This is a genomic window from Thalassotalea sediminis, assembly GCF_030295915.1.
Classification (GTDB): Bacteria; Pseudomonadota; Gammaproteobacteria; order Enterobacterales; family Alteromonadaceae; genus Thalassotalea_C; species Thalassotalea_C sediminis.
Map to the genome: position 1 here is coordinate 3053704 of NZ_AP027361.1, position 19622 is coordinate 3073325.

The 19622-nt window shown below is 39.1% G+C and carries 15 protein-coding genes; 6 read left to right on the forward strand and 9 right to left on the reverse strand.

Annotation, left to right across the window (positions count from 1 at the left end; all coding sequences use genetic code 11):
• Positions 1 to 37: 37 nt before the first annotated feature.
• Positions 38 to 286, reverse strand: a complete 249-nt coding sequence (locus tag QUE09_RS14000; RefSeq protein ID WP_286233443.1) for a VF530 family protein — start codon at positions 284 to 286, stop codon at positions 38 to 40.
• 370 nt (positions 287 to 656) lie between these two features.
• On the opposite strand from QUE09_RS14000, the gene QUE09_RS14005 reads away from it, so the two are divergent.
• Entirely contained in the window at positions 657 to 3452 is a 2796-nt protein-coding gene (locus QUE09_RS14005) for a bifunctional aconitate hydratase 2/2-methylisocitrate dehydratase (protein WP_286233445.1), read from the forward strand.
• 201 nt (positions 3453 to 3653) lie between these two features.
• Here the strand turns inward: QUE09_RS14005 and QUE09_RS14010 are convergent, their stop codons facing one another.
• The 8 genes from QUE09_RS14010 to ampD form a co-directional block, all read right to left on the reverse strand.
• Positions 3654 to 3983, reverse strand: coding sequence for a hypothetical protein (locus QUE09_RS14010; protein WP_286233447.1), 330 nt, complete (start codon positions 3981 to 3983; stop codon positions 3654 to 3656).
• Positions 3984 to 4077: 94 nt separating this feature from the next.
• The gene (locus QUE09_RS14015) at positions 4078 to 6015 is read right to left on the reverse strand and encodes an alpha/beta hydrolase family protein (protein ID WP_286233449.1); all 1938 of its coding nucleotides are present in this window, start codon (positions 6013 to 6015) and stop codon (positions 4078 to 4080) included.
• A gap of 138 nt (positions 6016 to 6153) precedes the next feature.
• Positions 6154 to 7584 carry a dihydrolipoyl dehydrogenase gene (gene lpdA / locus QUE09_RS14020; RefSeq protein ID WP_286233450.1) on the reverse strand — a complete coding sequence of 477 codons (1431 nt, stop codon included), beginning with the start codon at positions 7582 to 7584 and terminating at the stop codon, positions 6154 to 6156.
• Positions 7585 to 7784: 200 nt separating this feature from the next.
• Positions 7785 to 9452, reverse strand: a complete 1668-nt coding sequence (gene aceF / locus QUE09_RS14025) for a dihydrolipoyllysine-residue acetyltransferase (RefSeq protein WP_286233452.1) — start codon at positions 9450 to 9452, stop codon at positions 7785 to 7787.
• A gap of 21 nt (positions 9453 to 9473) precedes the next feature.
• The gene (gene aceE / locus QUE09_RS14030) at positions 9474 to 12152 is read right to left on the reverse strand and encodes a pyruvate dehydrogenase (acetyl-transferring), homodimeric type (protein WP_286233453.1); all 2679 of its coding nucleotides are present in this window, start codon (positions 12150 to 12152) and stop codon (positions 9474 to 9476) included.
• Positions 12153 to 12286: 134 nt separating this feature from the next.
• On the reverse strand, positions 12287 to 13057 hold the full coding sequence (pdhR, locus tag QUE09_RS14035; RefSeq protein ID WP_434017212.1) for a pyruvate dehydrogenase complex transcriptional repressor PdhR: 771 nt from the start codon (positions 13055 to 13057) through the stop codon (positions 12287 to 12289).
• Between the two features lie 324 nt (positions 13058 to 13381).
• On the reverse strand, positions 13382 to 14326 hold the full coding sequence (gene ampE, locus QUE09_RS14040; protein WP_286233454.1) for a beta-lactamase regulator AmpE: 945 nt from the start codon (positions 14324 to 14326) through the stop codon (positions 13382 to 13384).
• Between the two features lie 163 nt (positions 14327 to 14489).
• Positions 14490 to 15062 carry a 1,6-anhydro-N-acetylmuramyl-L-alanine amidase AmpD gene (gene ampD, locus QUE09_RS14045; protein ID WP_286233455.1) on the reverse strand — a complete coding sequence of 191 codons (573 nt, stop codon included), beginning with the start codon at positions 15060 to 15062 and terminating at the stop codon, positions 14490 to 14492.
• 66 nt (positions 15063 to 15128) lie between these two features.
• Between ampD and QUE09_RS14050 the strand changes: the two genes are divergently transcribed.
• The 5 genes from QUE09_RS14050 (at position 15129) to pilB (ending at position 19605) form a co-directional block, all read left to right on the forward strand.
• Positions 15129 to 15650 carry a retropepsin-like aspartic protease family protein gene (locus QUE09_RS14050; protein WP_286233456.1) on the forward strand — a complete coding sequence of 174 codons (522 nt, stop codon included), beginning with the start codon at positions 15129 to 15131 and terminating at the stop codon, positions 15648 to 15650.
• A gap of 12 nt (positions 15651 to 15662) precedes the next feature.
• A complete protein-coding gene (gene nadC / locus QUE09_RS14055; protein WP_286233457.1) occupies positions 15663 to 16562 on the forward strand; it encodes a carboxylating nicotinate-nucleotide diphosphorylase in 900 nt (299 codons plus the stop codon).
• Between the two features lie 294 nt (positions 16563 to 16856).
• Complete coding sequence (locus QUE09_RS14060) at positions 16857 to 17282, forward strand: pilin (RefSeq protein ID WP_286233458.1); 426 nt, start codon at positions 16857 to 16859, stop codon at positions 17280 to 17282.
• A 42-nt stretch (positions 17283 to 17324) separates the two neighbouring features.
• Positions 17325 to 17738 (forward strand): pilin, encoded by a 414-nt coding sequence (locus tag QUE09_RS14065; protein WP_286233459.1) that lies wholly within the window; start codon positions 17325 to 17327, stop codon positions 17736 to 17738.
• Positions 17739 to 17898: 160 nt separating this feature from the next.
• A complete protein-coding gene (gene pilB, locus QUE09_RS14070; RefSeq protein WP_286233460.1) occupies positions 17899 to 19605 on the forward strand; it encodes a type IV-A pilus assembly ATPase PilB in 1707 nt (568 codons plus the stop codon).
• Positions 19606 to 19622 lie beyond the last annotated feature (17 nt).

A 19622-nucleotide genomic window follows, 5' to 3' on the forward strand; every position in this document is an offset into this window, starting at 1 on the left:
TCGACACTAAGCCGTTAAACACTTGCTAAGAAATTAATTACTTATGCGAATTGGTATCAGGCCAACGAAAACCATGAAAAACATTTAAATACATAGCTTCAACTTTTGTTCTCGCCCATGGTGTTCTACGAAGAAACTTTAAACTAGACTTAATTGAAGGGTCATTGTTAAAGCAACGAATATCAACGTTTTCTCCCATCGCTTTCCACCCTATTTTCTCGACTAATTCATTTAAAATAGCTTCTAGCGTTTTGCCGTGTAATGGATTGTTCGACTGATGATTCATGAACATCTCTTAAAAAGGTTAGTCACTTAACAGAGTAACTATTATAACACTGAATATCAGGCCACGAATACGCTCACAATGCAGCAACCCTGCATTTCAAAAACTCAAGTGGAAAAAATAATGAATTGTTCTAAATTTAAGTGACTTAATAATAAGCGCACGTGATGACGCTGTTTAGGTCGTATGAGTTGCAATGTATTGTGGATAATATCACCATTATAATTAGAGTTTCTATTAACTATAAATGTGATGAATGGTGTTTATTGCCACAAGGGATTCGAAGTAAGGCAAAAATCAGGTAAACTATAGGCAATTAATTGTCTGCTGATTACACGTTATTGGCAAATTAAAAAGCTAAAGAGAGTATTAAATGAGTCTTTATTTAGAATATATCAAAGAAATTGAAAGCCGTAAGGCCGATTTAGGGCTGGCACCTAAGCCTATCGATAGTGCAGAATTGTTATCAGAAATCATCGCACAAATTAAAGATCAAAACCATGAGCATCGTGAAGACTCATTAAAGTTCTTCATTTACAACACATTGCCAGGCACAACTAGCGCTGCTGGTGTAAAAGCAAAATTCTTAAAAGAGATTATACTCGGCCAAGAATCGGTTAGCGAAATTACACCGGAATTTGCGTTTGAATTACTTTCTCATATGAAAGGTGGCCCTTCAATTGAAGTATTACTTGATTTGGCATTGAGTGATGATCCATCGGTTTCTGCACCTGCTGCTGCCGTATTAAAAAGCCAAGTATTCCTCTATGAAGCTGACACTTCACGCTTACAAGCTGCCTATAAAGCTGGTAACGCTGTTGCAAAAGACATCCTAGAAAGCTATGCAAAAGCAGAGTTTTTTACAAAACTACCAGATATTGACGAAAAAATTGAAGTAGTAACATATATCGCTGGTGAAGGTGATATATCAACTGATTTACTTTCTCCTGGTCACCAAGCTCACTCACGTGCTGACCGTGAATTACACGGCAAATGTATGATCACACCAGAAGCGCAAGATGAAATTAAAGCGTTACAAGCTAAACATCCTGGTGCAAAAGTTATGCTTATTGCCGAAAAAGGTACAATGGGTGTTGGTTCTTCACGTATGTCAGGTGTTAATAACGTAGCGCTATGGGCAGGCGAGCAAGCATCTCCGTACGTTCCATTCATTAATATTGCACCAGTTGTTGCAGGTACCAACGGTATCGCGCCTATTTTCTTAACAACCGTTGATGTAACAGGCGGTATTGGTCTAGACCTTAAAAACTGGGTGAAGAAAGTAGATGCAGATGGTAATACAGTCACTGACAAAAATGGTGACCCAATACTTGAAGAAGCATACTCAGTGGCAACTGGCACCATACTAACTATCGATACAAAAGCGAAGAAGCTTTATAAAGGAGATGAAGAATTAGTGGATGTATCTTCTGCATTTACACCGCAAAAAATGGAATTCATGAAAGCTGGTGGTTCTTATGCGGTTACATTTGGTAAGAAGCTTCAAACGCTTGCTGCTGAAACATTAGGTATTGATGCACCACAAGTGTACGCACCATCGAAAGAAATTTCACATGAAGGTCAAGGCTTAACAGCCGTAGAAAAAATCTTTAACCGTAATGCGGTTGGTGTAGCATCTGATACACCACTTCACGCTGGTTCTAACGTTCGTGTTAAAGTGAATATTGTTGGTTCTCAAGATACAACAGGGCCAATGACCTGTCAGGAACTAGAAGCAATGGCCGCGTCGACCATTTCACCATTAGTAGACGGTGCATACCAGTCTGGTTGTCACACAGCGTCAGTATGGGATAGTAAGGCACAAGCAAACATTCCTAAGTTAATGAGCTTCATGAATAACTTTGGCCTTATCACCGCGCGTGATCCAAAAGGTGTTTATCATGCGATGACTGATGTTATTCATAAAGTATTGAATGACATCACGGTAGATGATCGTGCAATCATTATTGGTGGTGATTCACATACTCGTATGTCTAAAGGTGTCGCCTTCGGTGCTGATTCAGGTACGGTTGCTATCGCACTTGCTACTGGTGAATCTGCTATGCCAATTCCTGACTCTGTTAAAGTAGTATTTAAAGGTCATATGAAGTCACACATGGACTTCCGTGATGTTGTTCACGCTACGCAAGCGCAAATGCTTAAACAGTTTGGCGGTGAAAACGTATTCCAAGGTCGTATTATTGAAGTACACATTGGCACACTTATGGCTGACCAAGCGTTTACATTTACTGACTGGACAGCAGAAATGAAAGCGAAAGCTTCTATCTGTATCTCAAATGATGAAACGTTGATTAAGTCAATTGAGTTAGCGAAGAGCCGTATCCAAATCATGATAAACAAAGGTATGGATAACGAAGCTAACATGCTAGCAGGCTTGATCAAGCTAGCTGACAAACGTATTGAAGAGATTAAATCTGGTGTTCAACCTGCATTATCACCGGATGACAATGCCAAATACTATGCTGAAGTTACAGTCGATTTAGATGCGATCTCAGAGCCAATGATTGCGGACCCTGATGTAAACAACGACGACGTATCTAAGCGCTACACACATGATGTTATTCGCCCTGTTTCATACTACAAAAACAAACCTGTTGATTTAGGGTTTGTTGGTTCTTGTATGGTGCACAAAGGCGATATGCAAATCATTGCGCAAATGTTACGTAACCTTGAAAAACAAAATGGCTCAGTTGAATTTAAAGCGCCATTAGTTGTTGCGCCACCAACTTACAACATTGTTGATGAACTAAAAGCAGAAGGTGATTGGGAAGTATTAGAAAAATACTCTGGTTTTGTGTTTGACGATGACAAGCCAAAAGGCGAGGCACGTACTAAATATGACAACATCCTTTATCTTGAACGCCCAGGCTGTAACTTATGTATGGGTAACCAAGAAAAAGCTGAACCAGGTGATACTGTAATCGCCACATCAACACGTTTATTCCAAGGCCGTGTAGTAGCAGATACCGCTGAGAAAAAAGGTGAATCATTGCTAGGTTCAACGCCATTGGTAGTACTTTCTACGGTATTAGGTCGTTTCCCAACAATGGACGAGTACACAGCAGCTGTTGAAGGTATAGATTTAACTAACTTCGAACCACCAACAGAAGAAATGAGCACTAAGTACATTCCTGTTAAAGCGGTTTAATACATACTTAAACTAAAAAGGGTTGCTAAGTAGCAACCCTTTTTTATGTCTTACACTCATCAATGATAATTTATACCTTTCACCCTTTAGCACTTTATTTTTACACTATTCACGATACCAACCTGTGCCGACCAAAAATATAAACTTTAGAGCTTAGTACTACTAGTAATAGTTATAAAACGGCAATTCATAAAGTAACGATTATTTTGACGGACACTCAACATTTGCAGCCAAAGAAGGAATAATGTAATTGGGGCGTGCTACTCTATCGTCATACTCTTCAACACCTGCTAACACCTCTATCTTAAAGCCATAGGCGTTACATACTTCTAACGACTTTCTGACAAGGAATGTTGCCAAACGACTAAAGTGCGTATGCTCTTTAGCACGTACCACAAAATGATAACGTCCATCTTCAAGTAATGACTGCTCAAAATGAACACCGTGGTCGAAATCGAATTGACTTGAAGACGTGTTACTTGCACAACCAGTAATAAAAATCACAATACAAAAAAGAAAGTACTTAATCATAGAAATTAACGACAATAATATTCAAAATGTATTATTAAGCATAGCAAAAAGCCAGCAAAACCGCTGGCTTATTTAATGTAATCAACTAACAAAATTAGTCTAAATGTTCTGCTAAAAAGCTTTCTATCTGGGAAAAAGCATCAAGCCTATTTTCTTGCTCATCAAGGTAATGTGTGCCCCATTTGTATTCAACATATTTTACATCTACACCTTTACTTTTTGCTTGTTCATAGAACTCTGAAGATTGCTTTGTTCTAACTTGCGTATCATGTGTGCCATGTAAAAGTAAAATTGGCGCTTTAATTTTATCTAAATTATTGATCGCTGAAAGTGATTTTAATTCAGCTTCTACTTGCTCATTCGTTGGGTCGCCAATGGTATTAACAATATGCGCTCTAATACCACCTTTCCACTTGTAATCAGTTGTAGCAAGCGTATATAGATCGCTAATACCCGCGATACTAATTATGCAATCGTATTTACCCGGCTGCTGAAACGCTGCTGTTAACGCAGCATATCCACCATAGCTGTATCCAGCAAAACACATTTTCGATGAGTCAACTAAATCTTTGCTTAATACCCAATCCACGCCAGCATAAACATCTTGCTGCATTTTCTTGCCCCACTCAAGGTGCCCAGACGCTTCAAAATTCGAACCAAATCCACCAGAGCCACGATAATTAACCTGCAACACTGCGTAGCCTTTATTACTAAAAAACTGTACGTAAGGATCAAAATACATGTAATCCCTAACCCCAATTGGTCCACCATGCGGCCAGACAATAAGTGGCGGTTTTTTACTACTAGACGTGTTGGGTAACGTTAAATAACCAGTTAGATCAACACCATCTTCCGCTTTAAAGTTGATCGGTAACACGTTAGCTAGCGGCTGGTTTTCCAAATATGGATATTGACTAAACCAAACACCGCCCGCTTTTTTGGCAAGGTCTAACCAAAAAAACTTTCCCGGGCTATTATCTTTTTGTGCGCTAACGAGCATCTGTTTTCTATCATCACTCCAAGTATATATACTGGTATGAAACCCTTTAAAGGTATTTTTCACTAACGTTGAAAGTTGGTTATTTTCATCTTCTAAATAATGATTTTTACGAAAATGCTCATAATAATATACACCGACAACTTTACTGCGTTTGCTGTTATATAAAACGCCCTCTAGATCATACTTATCGTGACCATAAAGCATTTTTTCGTAGCTTGCTGTTGCAATATCGTATAACCATAGGCTTTGTCTACCGGTTTGATAATCCGTCATTACATAAAGCTTACCGTTAACAACCGTTATTGGAGAGAAAGTCTCACCGGAAAACGCTTTACGCTTGTGCAACAATTGCCACTCGCTTTTGTCATCTTTACGGTACCAAATCGTGCTTACATCCGATTGCGCATGTTCCGTACCATAACCAAATACGACATTATCATTTTCATCAGCCACCCAACTATGCACATTGTAGGTATTGGCAAACAGCTTTTCGTAATCGCCGGTATATACATTTATTTTATAGACAACATTAGCTTCGTCTCTAACATCAAACGTTTGCAGTAAAACGTGCTGAGGGTCATCTTCTAATAAAGAGACTAAATCAATATCACCCATTGCTCGTTTTTCCCAAGGCGCTAATTCTTTAGGGGATTTTACCACTAACTCTCTTAACTCAGTGCCATCGGTATTAATAGAAAAAATACGCGAAAATCGAAAATATCGATTAACAATTTTTTCTGAATAACTCGCGATAACTAATAACCTTGTATCGTTCACCCAATAAATATCTTCAATACGATCTCGAGATTTTTTAAGTTGTACTAAAGTAGTAATGTCATTCTTACCAAAATCACTTAAAACAACTGCAGGGCCATTGTCTGAATTAAAAACGGCAGCTACATGCTTGCCGCTTGGTGATACCGAAGGTAGCTCGATCATCGGTAAATGACCGAATTCTTTGTAGGTCAGTGTATTTTTAGCGTGAACGCTAGAGGAAATAACGATTAAAAGTATAAGTGCTCGAAATAGCATTGCCTATTCCATCCTTGAAATATAAATTTACATTTATGCAACATACTACAGTATCTAATTGCTTTTGCACGCTTTTCTTAGCTCATAAAAAAAGCAGCGTAAATACGCTGCTTTTTTTATGAGCTAAGAAACTAACAATTATTTCTTTTTCTTAACCGCTTTTGGGTTAGGTAAATCAGTAATTGAGCCTTCGAAAATTTCTGCGGCAAGGCCAATTGATTCATTTAACGTTGGGTGAGCATGTATAGTTAAACCAACATCTTCGGCATCCGCGCCCATTTCAACTGCTAAGCAAATTTCACCTAACATTTCACCTGCGTTGATACCAACAATAGCACCACCAAGTACACGACCCGTTTCTTTTTCAAAGATCATTTTAGTTTTACCTTCAGTACGTGCTGAGGCAATAGCTCGACCAGATGCAGCCCAAGGGAAGTTAGCAACTTCAATATTTAGACCTTCTTCTTTTGCTTCACGTTCAGTAATACCAACCCACGCCATTTCTGGATCTGTATATGCAATTGACGGGATACAACGTGGGTCAAACACATGCTTCTTACCTGCAATTACTTCTGCTGCAACATGCGCTTCATGTACAGCCTTATGCGCAAGCATTGGCTGACCTACTACATCACCAATAGCGAAGATGTGATTAACGTTTGTACGTAATTCATTTGATACATTAATAAAACCACGCTCATCAACGTTAACACCTGCTTTGTCAGCACCTACTAGATGACCATTAGGTTTACGACCAACCGCCACAAGGATCTTGTCATAACGAACTTGACCTTCTGGTGCATTCTTGCCTTCAAACGTCACATATAAACCATCATCTTTAGCTTCTACTGCAACAACTTTAGTTGAAAGCATGATGTTAAATTTCTTCTTATTGTACTTAGTGTAGATTTGTACAATATCTTTATCCGCTGCAGGTACTAATTGATCAGCAAATTCTACCACTGATACATTAGAACCAAGTGCACTGTATACCGTTCCCATTTCTAAACCGATAATACCGCCACCTAGTACAAGCATTTCTTCTGGAACGTCTTGAAGTTCAAGAGCACCTGTAGAATCAATAACACGCGGATCGTCATTTGGAATGAAAGGTAAATCGATGACTGAAGAACCACACGCGATGATTGCATTATCAAATGAAATAGTCGTTTTACCGTCTGCACCTTCTACTTCAACAGTTTTGTCAGAGGTAAACTTTCCGAAACCAGTTACCGTTTTAACTTTACGTGCTTTAGACATACCACCTAAACCATTTGTCAGTTGACCAATAACACTTTCTTTCCAACTTCTAATTTTATCTAAATCAATTTCTGGTTTACCAAAAGTAACACCGTGCGAAGCCATTTCTGCTGCGTCATCGATAACTTTAGCGACATGAAGTAATGCTTTAGAAGGAATACAACCTACATTTAAACATACGCCACCTAATGTCTCACGGCTTTCAACTAATACTACATCTAAGCCTAAATCAGCCGCACGGAATGCCGCTGAATAACCGCCAGGACCTGCACCTAAAACGACTACTTGAGTCTTAATTTCGTTACTCATGCTAACCTCAATTCACTTGTTGTTTGGTCACTTGCCACTCAATTTATACTAAAAAGCCACAAGTATTTATTCATTTGATTTTTCTGGCTCGAAGTTTACTTAAACTCGAGCTAAATCGCCATCTTTAATCGTAATTTCTAAGACCAAAGTAGCAGAAAGTAACCAACATAATGTTGATTACTTTCATTTGCCATAAGCTATTACAATATAAGTTTTCGTATATCACTCATTACAGAAGCTAAATGCACAGTAAAGCGAGCAGCTAATGCGCCATCAATTACGCGATGATCATAAGACATCGACAATGGTAACATTAACTTAGGCTCAAATTCTTTACCGTTCCATTTCGGCTTCATTTCAGATTTAGACACGCCTAATATCGCAACTTCAGGAGCATTAACGATAGGCGTAAATGCCGTACCACCAATACCGCCAAGGCTTGAAATTGTAAAACAACCGCCTTGCATATCAGCCGCTTTGAGTTTGCCTTCACGCGCCTTAACGCTAATTTCAAGAAGCTCTTTAGACAATTCATAAATGCCTTTTTTATCGACATCACGCACTACTGGCACGACCAACCCATTCGGCGTATCTACTGCAACACCAATATGCACATATTTCTTTAAGATCAAGCTTTCGCCATCTTCACTTAAACTTGCATTAAAGGTAGGGAAAGCTTTAAGCGCATCTGCTGCTGCCTTCATAATAAAGACTAACGGCGTAATTTTAAAACCAAGTTTTTGTTTTTCACAAACAACGTTTTGTTCTTTGCGGAAAGCTTCAACATTGGTGATATCAGCTTCATCAAACTGTGTAACATGTGGAATCGTTACCCAGTTTTTATGCAAAAACGGCCCTGATATTTTTTGAATACGCGATAACTCTTTGGTTTCAATTTCACCAAACTTCGAGAAATCAACAGGTTTACTCGCTACAACTTGTAAGCCACCTGTACCACCGGCAACAGCATTTGACCCTGTTGCTTTAGGACGAGAGAGTTCATATTTTACGTAAGACTGTACATCTTCTTTTAAAATACGTCCTTTGCGTCCCGTACCTTTTACCAGAGATAAATCAACACCAAATTCGCGAGCAATACGACGAATTGATGGTGAGGTAAATATTTTACCCGTTGCTTTAAACTCGCCAGCAGAAGGGTGATGAGGTACTGGTGCACTTTTCTTCTGAGGCTCTGGTTCAGGAGCAGCCGGCTTTTCTTCAGCAGGAGCTGGTGCAGCAGGTTGTTCTATCGCCGCTGGCGCACCACTGTTGGTTTCAAGTTTAACAACTAACGCGCCTTGGCCGACTTTATCGCCAACACTAATGAATACTTCTTTAACAATACCAGCATGCGATGAAGGTACATCCATCGTTGCTTTATCTGTTTCTAACGTAATCAAGCCATCTTCTTCTTGAACTTCATCACCAACAGAAACAAGGACATCAATAACGTCAACTTCACCGTCTTCGCCAATATCAGGCACAAGTACGTCAATCACCTCACTACCACCTGCAGTAGCTGATTGTGCTTCGCTTTCAGCAGGTTTTTCTTCCGCTTCAGGAGCTGGTGTTGGCGCTTGTTCAGGTTCGCTTTTTGGTTCCGCTTCATCAGCGGGTGCTTCATTTACACCTGCTGTTTTTAATTCACCAATAACATCGCCTTCTTTAATTTTGTCACCAACATTTACACTAAGTGAGGCAAGTTCACCTGCCATTGGTGCGGGTATATCCATCGACGCTTTATCAGTCTCAACGGTTACAATACCTTCGTCAGCTTCTAATGTATCGCCAACAGCAACACATATTTCTATTACTTCAACTTCATCGCCACCTACATCTGGGACTAGAATTTGTTGAACATCAGACATAATCTTCTCCTCTAGTCCTAATTATGCGTAAAGCGGGTTAAGTTTTTCGGTATCAATTTCAAATCGCTTGATCGCTTCAGTTACAACCTTACGCTCAATATCTCCGCGATTAGCAAGTTCATATAATGAAGCAACAACAATATAAGATGCATTAACTTCGAAATGACGACGTAAATTGGCTCGGCTATCTGAACGACCAAATCCATCAGTACCTAGACAGCGGTAGTCGGTATCGATAAATGCTCGTACTTGATCAGAATACGCTTTAACATAATCTGTTGCAGCAATAGCAGGACCAGCCTCTTTAGTGATCACTTGACCTACATAAGGTACTTGCGCTTCAGCTTCAGGGTTAAGCATATTGTGACGTGTTACTTCTTGACCTTCACGCGCTAATTCATTAAACGAAGTTACTGAGTATACGTCTGCAGATACACCGTAATCATTTGCTAAAATCTGCGCTGCTTCGCGTACTTGCAGCAAAATAGTACCAGAACCCATCAATTGAACATTAGCTTTTGCAGATTTTGCTTCTACACGTTCAAGCTTATAAATACCTTTAATTATTTTTTCAGCAATATCTTTATCTTCAGGTATTGCCGGATGCTGGTAGTTTTCATTCATCAACGTTAAGTAATAGAAAACATTTTCGTTTTCTTCATACATACGACGTAAACCATCCTGAACAACTACCGCAACTTCATAACCATAGGTTGGATCATAAGTAACACAGTTTGGAATCAAACCAGCTTGCACATGTGAATGACCATCTTGATGCTGTAGACCTTCACCATTCAATGTTGTTCTACCTGCGGTTGCACCAAGTAAGAAACCTCGTGCTTGTGAATCACCTGCGGCCCATGCCAAATCACCCACACGTTGGAAACCAAACATCGAGTAATAAATATAAAATGGGATAGTTGTCGCATTACAGGTTGAATAAGACGTACCCGAAGCTACCCAAGAAGCCATTGCGCCTAACTCGTTGATACCTTCTTGCAATACCTGACCTTTCTTATCTTCACGATAATAAGCGACTTGGTCTGCATCTTGAGGGATGTATTTTTGCCCTTCATTAGCGTAAATACCAACTTGGCGGAATAAGCCTTCCATACCAAAAGTACGCGCTTCATCAGGAATAATAGGGACGACACGCTTACCAATTTTCTTATCTTTTAAAATCGCATTTAACACACGAACAAAAGTCATTGTTGATGATACTTCACGCTCACCTGACCCTTTCGTGATAGCGTCAAACGCTTTAAGTGACGGTACTTCAATCGCTTCATCTGCTTGAACACGACGTGCTGGCAATGAACCACCTAAAGACTCTCTGCGCGCGCGCATGTACTGCATTTCAGGGCTATCTTCATCAAATTTAAAGAATGGTAAATCTTCAATTTGATCATCGCCGATTGGCATATTAAAACGATCACGATATTGTTTGATAGATTCGATATCCATCTTTTTAACATTATGTGCAACGTTTTGTGCTTCACCTGACTGACCTAAACCAAAGCCTTTAACGGTTTTAGCTAAGATAACAGTTGGACGACCTTTCGTTTTAATTGCTTTGTCATAGGCTGCATAAACTTTAACGGGATCATGACCACCACGGTTTAAACGCCAAATATCCGCATCAGACATATTAGCAACCATTGCTGCCGTTTCCGGATGCTTACCAAAGAAGTTATCACGCGTATATTTTCCGCCTTTCGCTTTACAGTTTTGATACTCACCGTCAACGGTTTCATTCATTAACTGTACTAGTTTTCCAGACGTATCACGTGCAATTAATGGATCCCAATAAGAACCCCAAATCACTTTAATTACTTCCCAACCCGCGCCGCGGAATGTTCCTTCTAATTCTTGAATGATTTTCCCATTACCACGCACTGGGCCATCAAGACGTTGCAAGTTACAGTTGATAACAAACGTTAAATTATCTAAGCCTTCACGAGACGCTAAGCCTATCGCACCTAATGATTCTGGTTCGTCACACTCACCATCACCTAAAAAGCAGTATACTCGTTGCTCAGAACAATCTTTAATGCCTCGGTTTGTTAAATACTTAAGAAAACGAGCAGTATAAATCGCTTGTAACGGGCCTAAACCCATCGACACGGTTGGAAACTGCCAAAAGTCATCCATAAGGTGTGGATGAGGATAAGAAGAAAGACCGTTACCATCAACTTCTTGACGGAAGTTAGCCATTTGCTCTTCAGTTAAACGCCCTTCTAAAAAGGCTCGTGCATATATGCCTGGTGAAATATGGCCTTGCGCAAAAATAAAGTCACCACCATTTTCTGGTGTAGCTGCTTTAAAGAAATGGTTAAAACCAACATCGTAAAGCGTTGCAGAAGACGCGAAAGAGCCAATATGGCCACCAAGTTCTAAATCTTTTTTAGAGGCGCGTAATACTAATGCCATGGCATTCCAACGAATTGCAGCACGAATACGTTGCTCAATCGTTTGATCCGCAGGCATGTGAGGTTCTTGTCCTGGTGGAATAGTATTAACGTATGCAGTTGTAGCATCAAACGGCAAGTGTGTACCACTGCGGCGTGCTTGATCGATTAATTTTTCCAATAAGAAATGTGCGCGTTCTGGACCTTCATTTTCCAAAACAGCTTCCATTGATTCGATCCACTCTTGCGTTTCTAGTGAATCAATATCCACGTTTTCTGGGAGCTCAGACATAGTATTACTTAGTCTCCGATTTGTTATTTATAAATGTAAAATTTGTAGGTAAACGTTTATTGATGCACGCTAACTCGTTAGCAATACATATAAACATTAACCTGCTATCTCATTAACCGTATAACCTCGACGGTTTAAATGCGCTGCATTCTCCGGAGTGAACGTTCCATTCGACTCTGTTCTTCCGTTAAATTCAGCAAAACTTCTTCTATAAACGCTAAATGGCGGTGGCTAGCACCCCATGCTTTTTGAGGTTGCCCACTTAAAATAGCATCCATTAAGCGTGTTCTATATTCGTCGATCTTAGCGAAAATATCTGGACGCTTAGCTAAAATCGTTAAATTTTGTTCTATATTATCAATAACTAACAAAGACATACTGCGTGCTAAATGCAAAATAACACCGTTATGCGATGCTGCGCATATTGCTAAATAAAATTCGTAAACTGCTTCCGCTTCTTCACGGTAGTTCGTTTCAATTTGCGCATTACCAATAGCGTCATGTTTGGCTTTTATTAACTCGTAATCAGCTTCGGTACCACGCATTGCAGCATAATAAGCCGACATACCTTCAATGCCATGTCGAAATTCTAATAAATCAAATTGTGATTCAGTACTACCAGCCATTAAATCAAATAAAGGATCTGAAAAGCCCTTCAATATTTGATCACTTACAAATGTGCCGCCACCTTGACGCCTATTTACTAAGCCTTTAGCTTCTAATTTCTGTATTGCTTCTCTTAGCGACGGACGAGAAACATCGAACTGCTTAGCCAATTCACGTTCAGGTGGCAATTTTTGCCCAGCTTTTAAGCTTCCTTCTAAAATCATCGTTTCCAACTGTGATTGGATCACGTCAGAAAGTTTGGCCTGTTTTAACGGCTGTTTGATGTTAGGAAGCACCATAAATATCCATATGTACAATAAGTTAACACACATTATTCATTCGAAATATGCGTCAAAACCTCAGTGGTAAATTGGTAATACCAATATAAAAACTGATGTAAAAATAACAAACAACAGCGTAGATGTAAATAGAACATAGCCTAGTTGATGAAAAAAACAACTATGAAAACCAGGCACAAACTACGCAAAACATTACACAGGTTGACCTGTAAGACGCCCTAAAATAAAGTAAAATGAAAAAAGCCCTCGCGTTAAATCGCGAGGGCTTAATACTATGTTTCATGTGGTAGCCGCACTATATAATAGCGCAGCTTATGGGAGTTTTTAGCTAATAAAACCTGTTAAGATCAACATAGAAATAATGGCCAAACAAAGGAGTAGAGTTCGCTTGGCAAGACGAACAAGTAAACAAGGTTCGGCCGTACAATCATCTTGATCTATCATTAAATCTTCAGATTTTTCTGCAACGCTTACTAAAACATTATGTGGTAATTTTTCAACATCAAAGAAGTTTTCTAACCAAACAGGTAATGCTTTTGAAAAGTGCCCAACTAACATATAACCAAAGGCGACAAGTCTTACCGGTAACCAATCTACTATAAACAGAAACTTCTGGTTAAAACGCTTTACTTCTTGGTTTTCTTCGCTGCAATCGTCACTATTTTCAGTATCTTGCTCATTGTTATCATCTACATTAACTGATGATTCGCCGTCAATCGTTAAGTCTGCTTTCATGAGTTTGTCTTCGCATTCAAGTTTACATTGAGGTGATTCATTTAACTTTGTAAGTAAACGATAAAATAACGCTCCTGGCGCACCAAAAAGAACGAAAAAGATCATAATAGCGATAAAGTAGCGGTAATTTAACCACACCAGCGACTGCCCGAAACCTAGCGCAGGTAAACTTTTATCTTGAGTGAGTTGTTGATGGTATAAGCTACATGTCGTTTGCTCACCGCGAAAAGCCGCCATAAGATACTGCTTATAAGTATCTCGTGTTTTTATACAACCAAAACAAACAATCAACACAAGCGTAGAAATGATTAAATGTAAAATACCATCATCAATTAGGCTCAATAATAAGTAACAAATAACTGTAGGCAATACGATAAAAGCAACATTTGCCATTAGCGATTTTTGTGGCGCGCCAAATGCTTTTAGGTTTTTAAACATTTGCAAATAGCGTTGATAATAAACACTAAACTGCCAAGCAGAAGAAGAAAGATATTTCTCTGCTGCCAAGGCAATTAATAAACTAATTAAGCTCATACATGCTTCCATTTTCTCGTTGTTTTAATAGACCAATGTGCCAATTAAGGCACACTATTAAACGATGTATTACTAACTTACTACATCGTTTACACGTAAATTCTGCCTTTCTTACCCTGCATTTTGCCACACAACACAATGGAATGTGCGACTTACCGTTGGTTTATGCCAATAATTGTTTATATCGTTGCCAATCAAATACACGCCCTGGATCAGTTTTTCGCTCTGGCGCAATATCACAATGTCCAACAATATTCTCACCTATTTGGCGATAGTTGCTTTTTATTACTGTGGTTAATCTTGCTAAGTGATTATATTGCGCTGTTGTATAAGGCGTATCATCAGTACCTTCTAGTTCAATACCTATAGAAAAATCATTACACTTTTCTTTTCCTAAATAAGAGGAAACACCAGCATGCCATGCCCGATTGTTAAAAGAAACGTATTGAATGACAGTGCCATCGCGTCTGATCAAACAGTGAGCCGATACGCGAAGTTGATATATATCTTTAAATGAAGGGTGTGCATTTTTATCAAGCTTTCCTAAAAATAAGTCGCTGATATAAGAGCCGCCGAACTGGCCTGGTGGCAATGATATATTATGTATGACCAGCAAACTAATAGCTTGCGGAGAACATTGTTCTCGCTCGTCATAATGCGGTGACGGGCATTTTTCTGCAGCTAAGTACCATCCATTTACAATCTTGTCTTCACTTTGCGATAATGAATCGTCCATAATCGTGTTACACGTATAAAATGCATATAAGCGCATCATACTCATACAAGGGAGTGATTTAAAGTTTTGAACCAGAAAACACCACCTGATATCGGATTTGCTAAGTATTTTGTTTGGCTAGCCTGGATAATTGCGCTTGCTCTGCTGGTTTTCTTTTTCCAAGATATCCTTGATAAACAATGGAATCCAAATACTTCGCCCGAATATAGACTATCAAATAGTGGCAAAGCAGAAGTTATACTTAAACAAAACAAAGCTGGGCATTATGTTGTAGAAGGCACAATAAATGGCCAACAAGTCACCTTTTTACTCGATACAGGTGCAACTAACGTAAGTATTCCCTCACATATTGCCCAAGCATTGCAATTACAATCTTTTGGTAGCCATTTGGCCCAAACGGCAAATGGTAATGTGCGCGTCTACGATACTAAATTAGACGAATTAAGTATCGGCAATCTATTTCTCTATAACGTTAGAGCAAGTATTAACCCTGGTATGAAATCGGATGAAATTCTATTAGGCATGAGTGCCTTGAAAAAGGTAGAATTTACCCAAACGGGCACGCAACTCACTTTAAAAGAAAGATAAGAGACTTTATTCATGTTATCAGCGCAATTAACTCATGACATTAGCCATTCAGTAAGTAATGCATTATGTGAAGATTTAGGTGTTTCCACCTTACATGATATTTCTTCATCATCAGATATAACCGCTGAACTTATTCCACGTCACGAAAAAGCGGTAGCCAATATCATTACACGCGAAGACTGTGTAATTTGTGGTGTTGAATGGGTTAATCAGGTGTTTAAATTGCTCGACGAAGCTTTAAACTCCGCAGAGACAGATAAGACGAAAATCACTTGGTTCGTAAATGATGGTCAAACGGTAAAAGCCAATACAACCCTGTTTGAGCTTTCTGGCAATGCACGTACCCTACTCACTGGCGAACGAACCGCATTAAATTTTCTACAGTCATTATCAGCAACCGCTACAATTACTGCTAAATATGTTGAACAATTAGCGACAACGCAGACTAAATTACTTGATACTCGAAAAACTGTTCCGGGTTTGCGATCAGCACAAAAGTATGCGGTAACCTGCGGTGGTGGTGTAAATCATCGTATCGGGCTATTTGACGCGTTTTTAATTAAAGAAAATCACATTGCCGCCTGTGGCAGTATTACAAAAGCTATTTCAACGGCACGTTTAAGCCATCCAACGAAAACAGTAGAAGTTGAAGTTGAAGGGCTCGAGGAACTGACAGAAGCCTTAACTGCCGGTGCTGATATTATAATGTTAGATAACTTTTCGCCAGCAATGATAGATGAAGCGGTTGTGTTAACGCGAGAGATATCAGCAGGAAAAACAAAATTAGAAGTATCAGGCAATATGACCTTCGAAACACTGACTACTTATGCTAAATCTGGCGTTGATTTTATTTCTGTAGGCGCTATTACTAAACATATTAACGCTATCGACTTATCAATGCGTTTTGTTTAAGACCTTCTTAAAAAAGTGCTAAAGGTTAACTCATGACCTTTAGCACTTATTTTTTCATTTTCATCGTTCAATACCAACTACTTATACACTTTGCAGATTTTGCGCTATAGTCTTATTGATGTATAATTTTTAAGCAACTGTCGTTAACAAGTTGTTAAAAAACAATCGATTTTACTGAAAAAAAGTTAAATATTGGAAAATTTATAAAAAATTCACACACAATATTTTACATTTTTCAATTTTTGGCGCAGTATGAATTTAGCCCCCGTAATAACTGGTATGGATTTACTTATTATGAAAAAGACACTACAAAACATTTTAACAGCTAAAAAAGGCCAACAAGGCTTTACTTTAATCGAATTAATGATCGTGGTTGCGATTATCGGTATTTTGGCCGCGGTCGCATTGCCTGCATATCAAACCTACTCTGATCGCGCTGCTTTTTCAGAAGTTGTACTTGCGGTAACACCTTATAAAAGTGCATTCGAAGTTGCCGCACAAACAGGAAGAATAACTGCTTTAGCAGATGCCGATGAAGGTACTAATGGTATTCCCGGTCCTGCTGGTGCAAATGGTGAAGTTCAGAGTGTAAGTGTAACTGACGGTGTAATTACTGCCACTGACGTAAATGGTGTTACTTACATTTTAACTCCTAATGGTGTTACTGCACCGATTCAATGGGATCCATCAGGCTCTTGTGTCGCGGCTGGTTTATGTTAATCAGTAAATAAGCTCCTACGGGAGCTTTTTGCTTCTTACGTGATGAAAAAACTAAATAGCGGCTTTACCTTAATTGAATTAATGATTGTGGTTGCAATCATTGGTATTTTAGCCGCGATTGCTATTCCTGCCTTTCAAGCCTATTCTGACCGTGCACGTTTTGCGACAGTGGTTGCCGCTGCGGATCCAGCACGAAAATTAATCGATATCTGCGTACAAACGGATATGGTAGCAGATTGCAGCACTTTACCTGAAAAACCTGAATGGTCAGCAACAACGTTAGTCGATACGGTAACGTTTTCAGGTAATGCCACGCAAATTACAATTACAGTAACTCCTGATAATGTAGGAGGGATTACTTCAAGTGATACATATATCTTAATTGGAAATGTCAATGGTGGTCGGGTGCTTTGGACAACTGGCACTGGTGGCTGCGTAGCATCAGGATTATGCTAAAGCCTAAATCAATCAGTTCAAGTGTATAAATATTTACGTCAAGATCTAGTCAGTTTTTTTATATTTTTAGTTAATAAATCTCCCACCTTCTTTGTGTTTCCGTTCAAAAATGCGTTACACTGTAATTTGACAGTATATTTATGAGTGTAACCAAGGCTTTATGAAAGGACTGCATCAACAATCCAGTGTTTTATCAGCTTTATCTAAGCATGATTTAGTACCGACTGAAATGGTCGATCAAATCAGTGCTGACTTTATTCAACAAAAAAAACCTTTCGTTCGTTACCTCGTTGAAGACAAGCACTTTAATGCACAGAATATTGCCGCTATTTTATCCAAAAGTTTTGGTTACCCGTTAATTGACTTATCACATTTTGATACCAGCCTTGTTCCAGAGGGGATCCGCAACGAAAAGTTAATTCGTAAACACAACGCTCTTCCTTTATTTTTACGCGGTAAAGTACTGTATGTGGCTATTTCTGATCCAACCAACTTGGATGCCTTAGAAGAAATACAATTTAATACCGGCTTTACTACGGAATTGGTCTTAGTCAATGAAAAAGGCTTACATGACTGCATAGAAAAAGTATTGGAAGAAGAAAGTGGCGCACTTGATATCAGTGATATTGATACCGAAGAGCTTTCAGGTATTGACGTTCAAGAAGAACGTAAAGATGACGATGACGTACCTTCAGGTGATAAAGAAGATGCGCCTATCGTTGTTTATATTAATAAAATACTGTTAGATGCAATAAAAAAAGGGGCTTCCGATTTACATTTTGAACCTTATGAGAAAGCCTATCGCATCCGTTTTCGTATTGATGGTATTTTAACCGAAGTTGCCAAGCCTCCTGTTGCTTTATCTTCTCGCATGGCAGCACGGTTAAAAGTGATGTCTAAATTAGATATTGCAGAGCGTAGGGTTCCACAAGATGGACGCATAAAACTCGCGTTATCAAAACGAAAGTCGATTGATTTTCGTGTATCTACTTTACCCACCATGTGGGGCGAAAAAATCGTAATGCGTATTCTGGACTCTTCCAGTGCCATGCTAGGAATTGATATGCTCGGCTACGAACCCGAACAGAAAAAGATTTATATGGATGCGCTAGCACAGCCACAAGGTATGATTTTAGTAACAGGGCCAACAGGCTCAGGTAAAACAGTCTCACTCTATACTGGCTTAAATATTTTAAACACATCAGAACGCAATATCTCTACTGCTGAAGATCCGGTTGAAATTAACTTAGAAGGTATTAATCAAGTTCAAATTAATACGAAAGCAGGGTTAACATTCCCGAGTGCTTTACGCTCTTTTTTACGTCAAGATCCAGATATTGTTATGGTAGGTGAAATACGCGATCTAGAAACAGCAGAAATAGCCATTAAAGCAGCACAAACGGGTCATTTAGTACTTTCTACACTACATACCAATTCCGCCGCCGAAACCTTAACTCGTCTTTTAAATATGGGCGTGCCTTCATACAATGTTGCCAGCTCTGTAACCATTATTATCGCCCAACGACTTGCCCGACGTTTGTGTGCACAATGTAAAGAAGAAGAGCATGTACCTGAAGCTGAATTGCTAAATCAAGGCTTTTTACCTGAACAAATTAATAACATGACCTTATATAAACCTGTGGGTTGTGATCAATGTACTGGCGGTTATAAAGGTCGCGTCGGTATATATGAAGTTATAAAAATTAACGATCAGATATCTAGCATTATTATGGAAGGTGGAAATTCCTTAGATATTGCCGCACAATGTCAAAAGGAAGGCTTTAACAATTTACGGCAATCTGGGTTAAAAAAAGCCATGCAAGGTGTCACCAGTTTGGAAGAAGTTAACAGGGTTACGAAATCATAGCAACCACACTCAGCGAT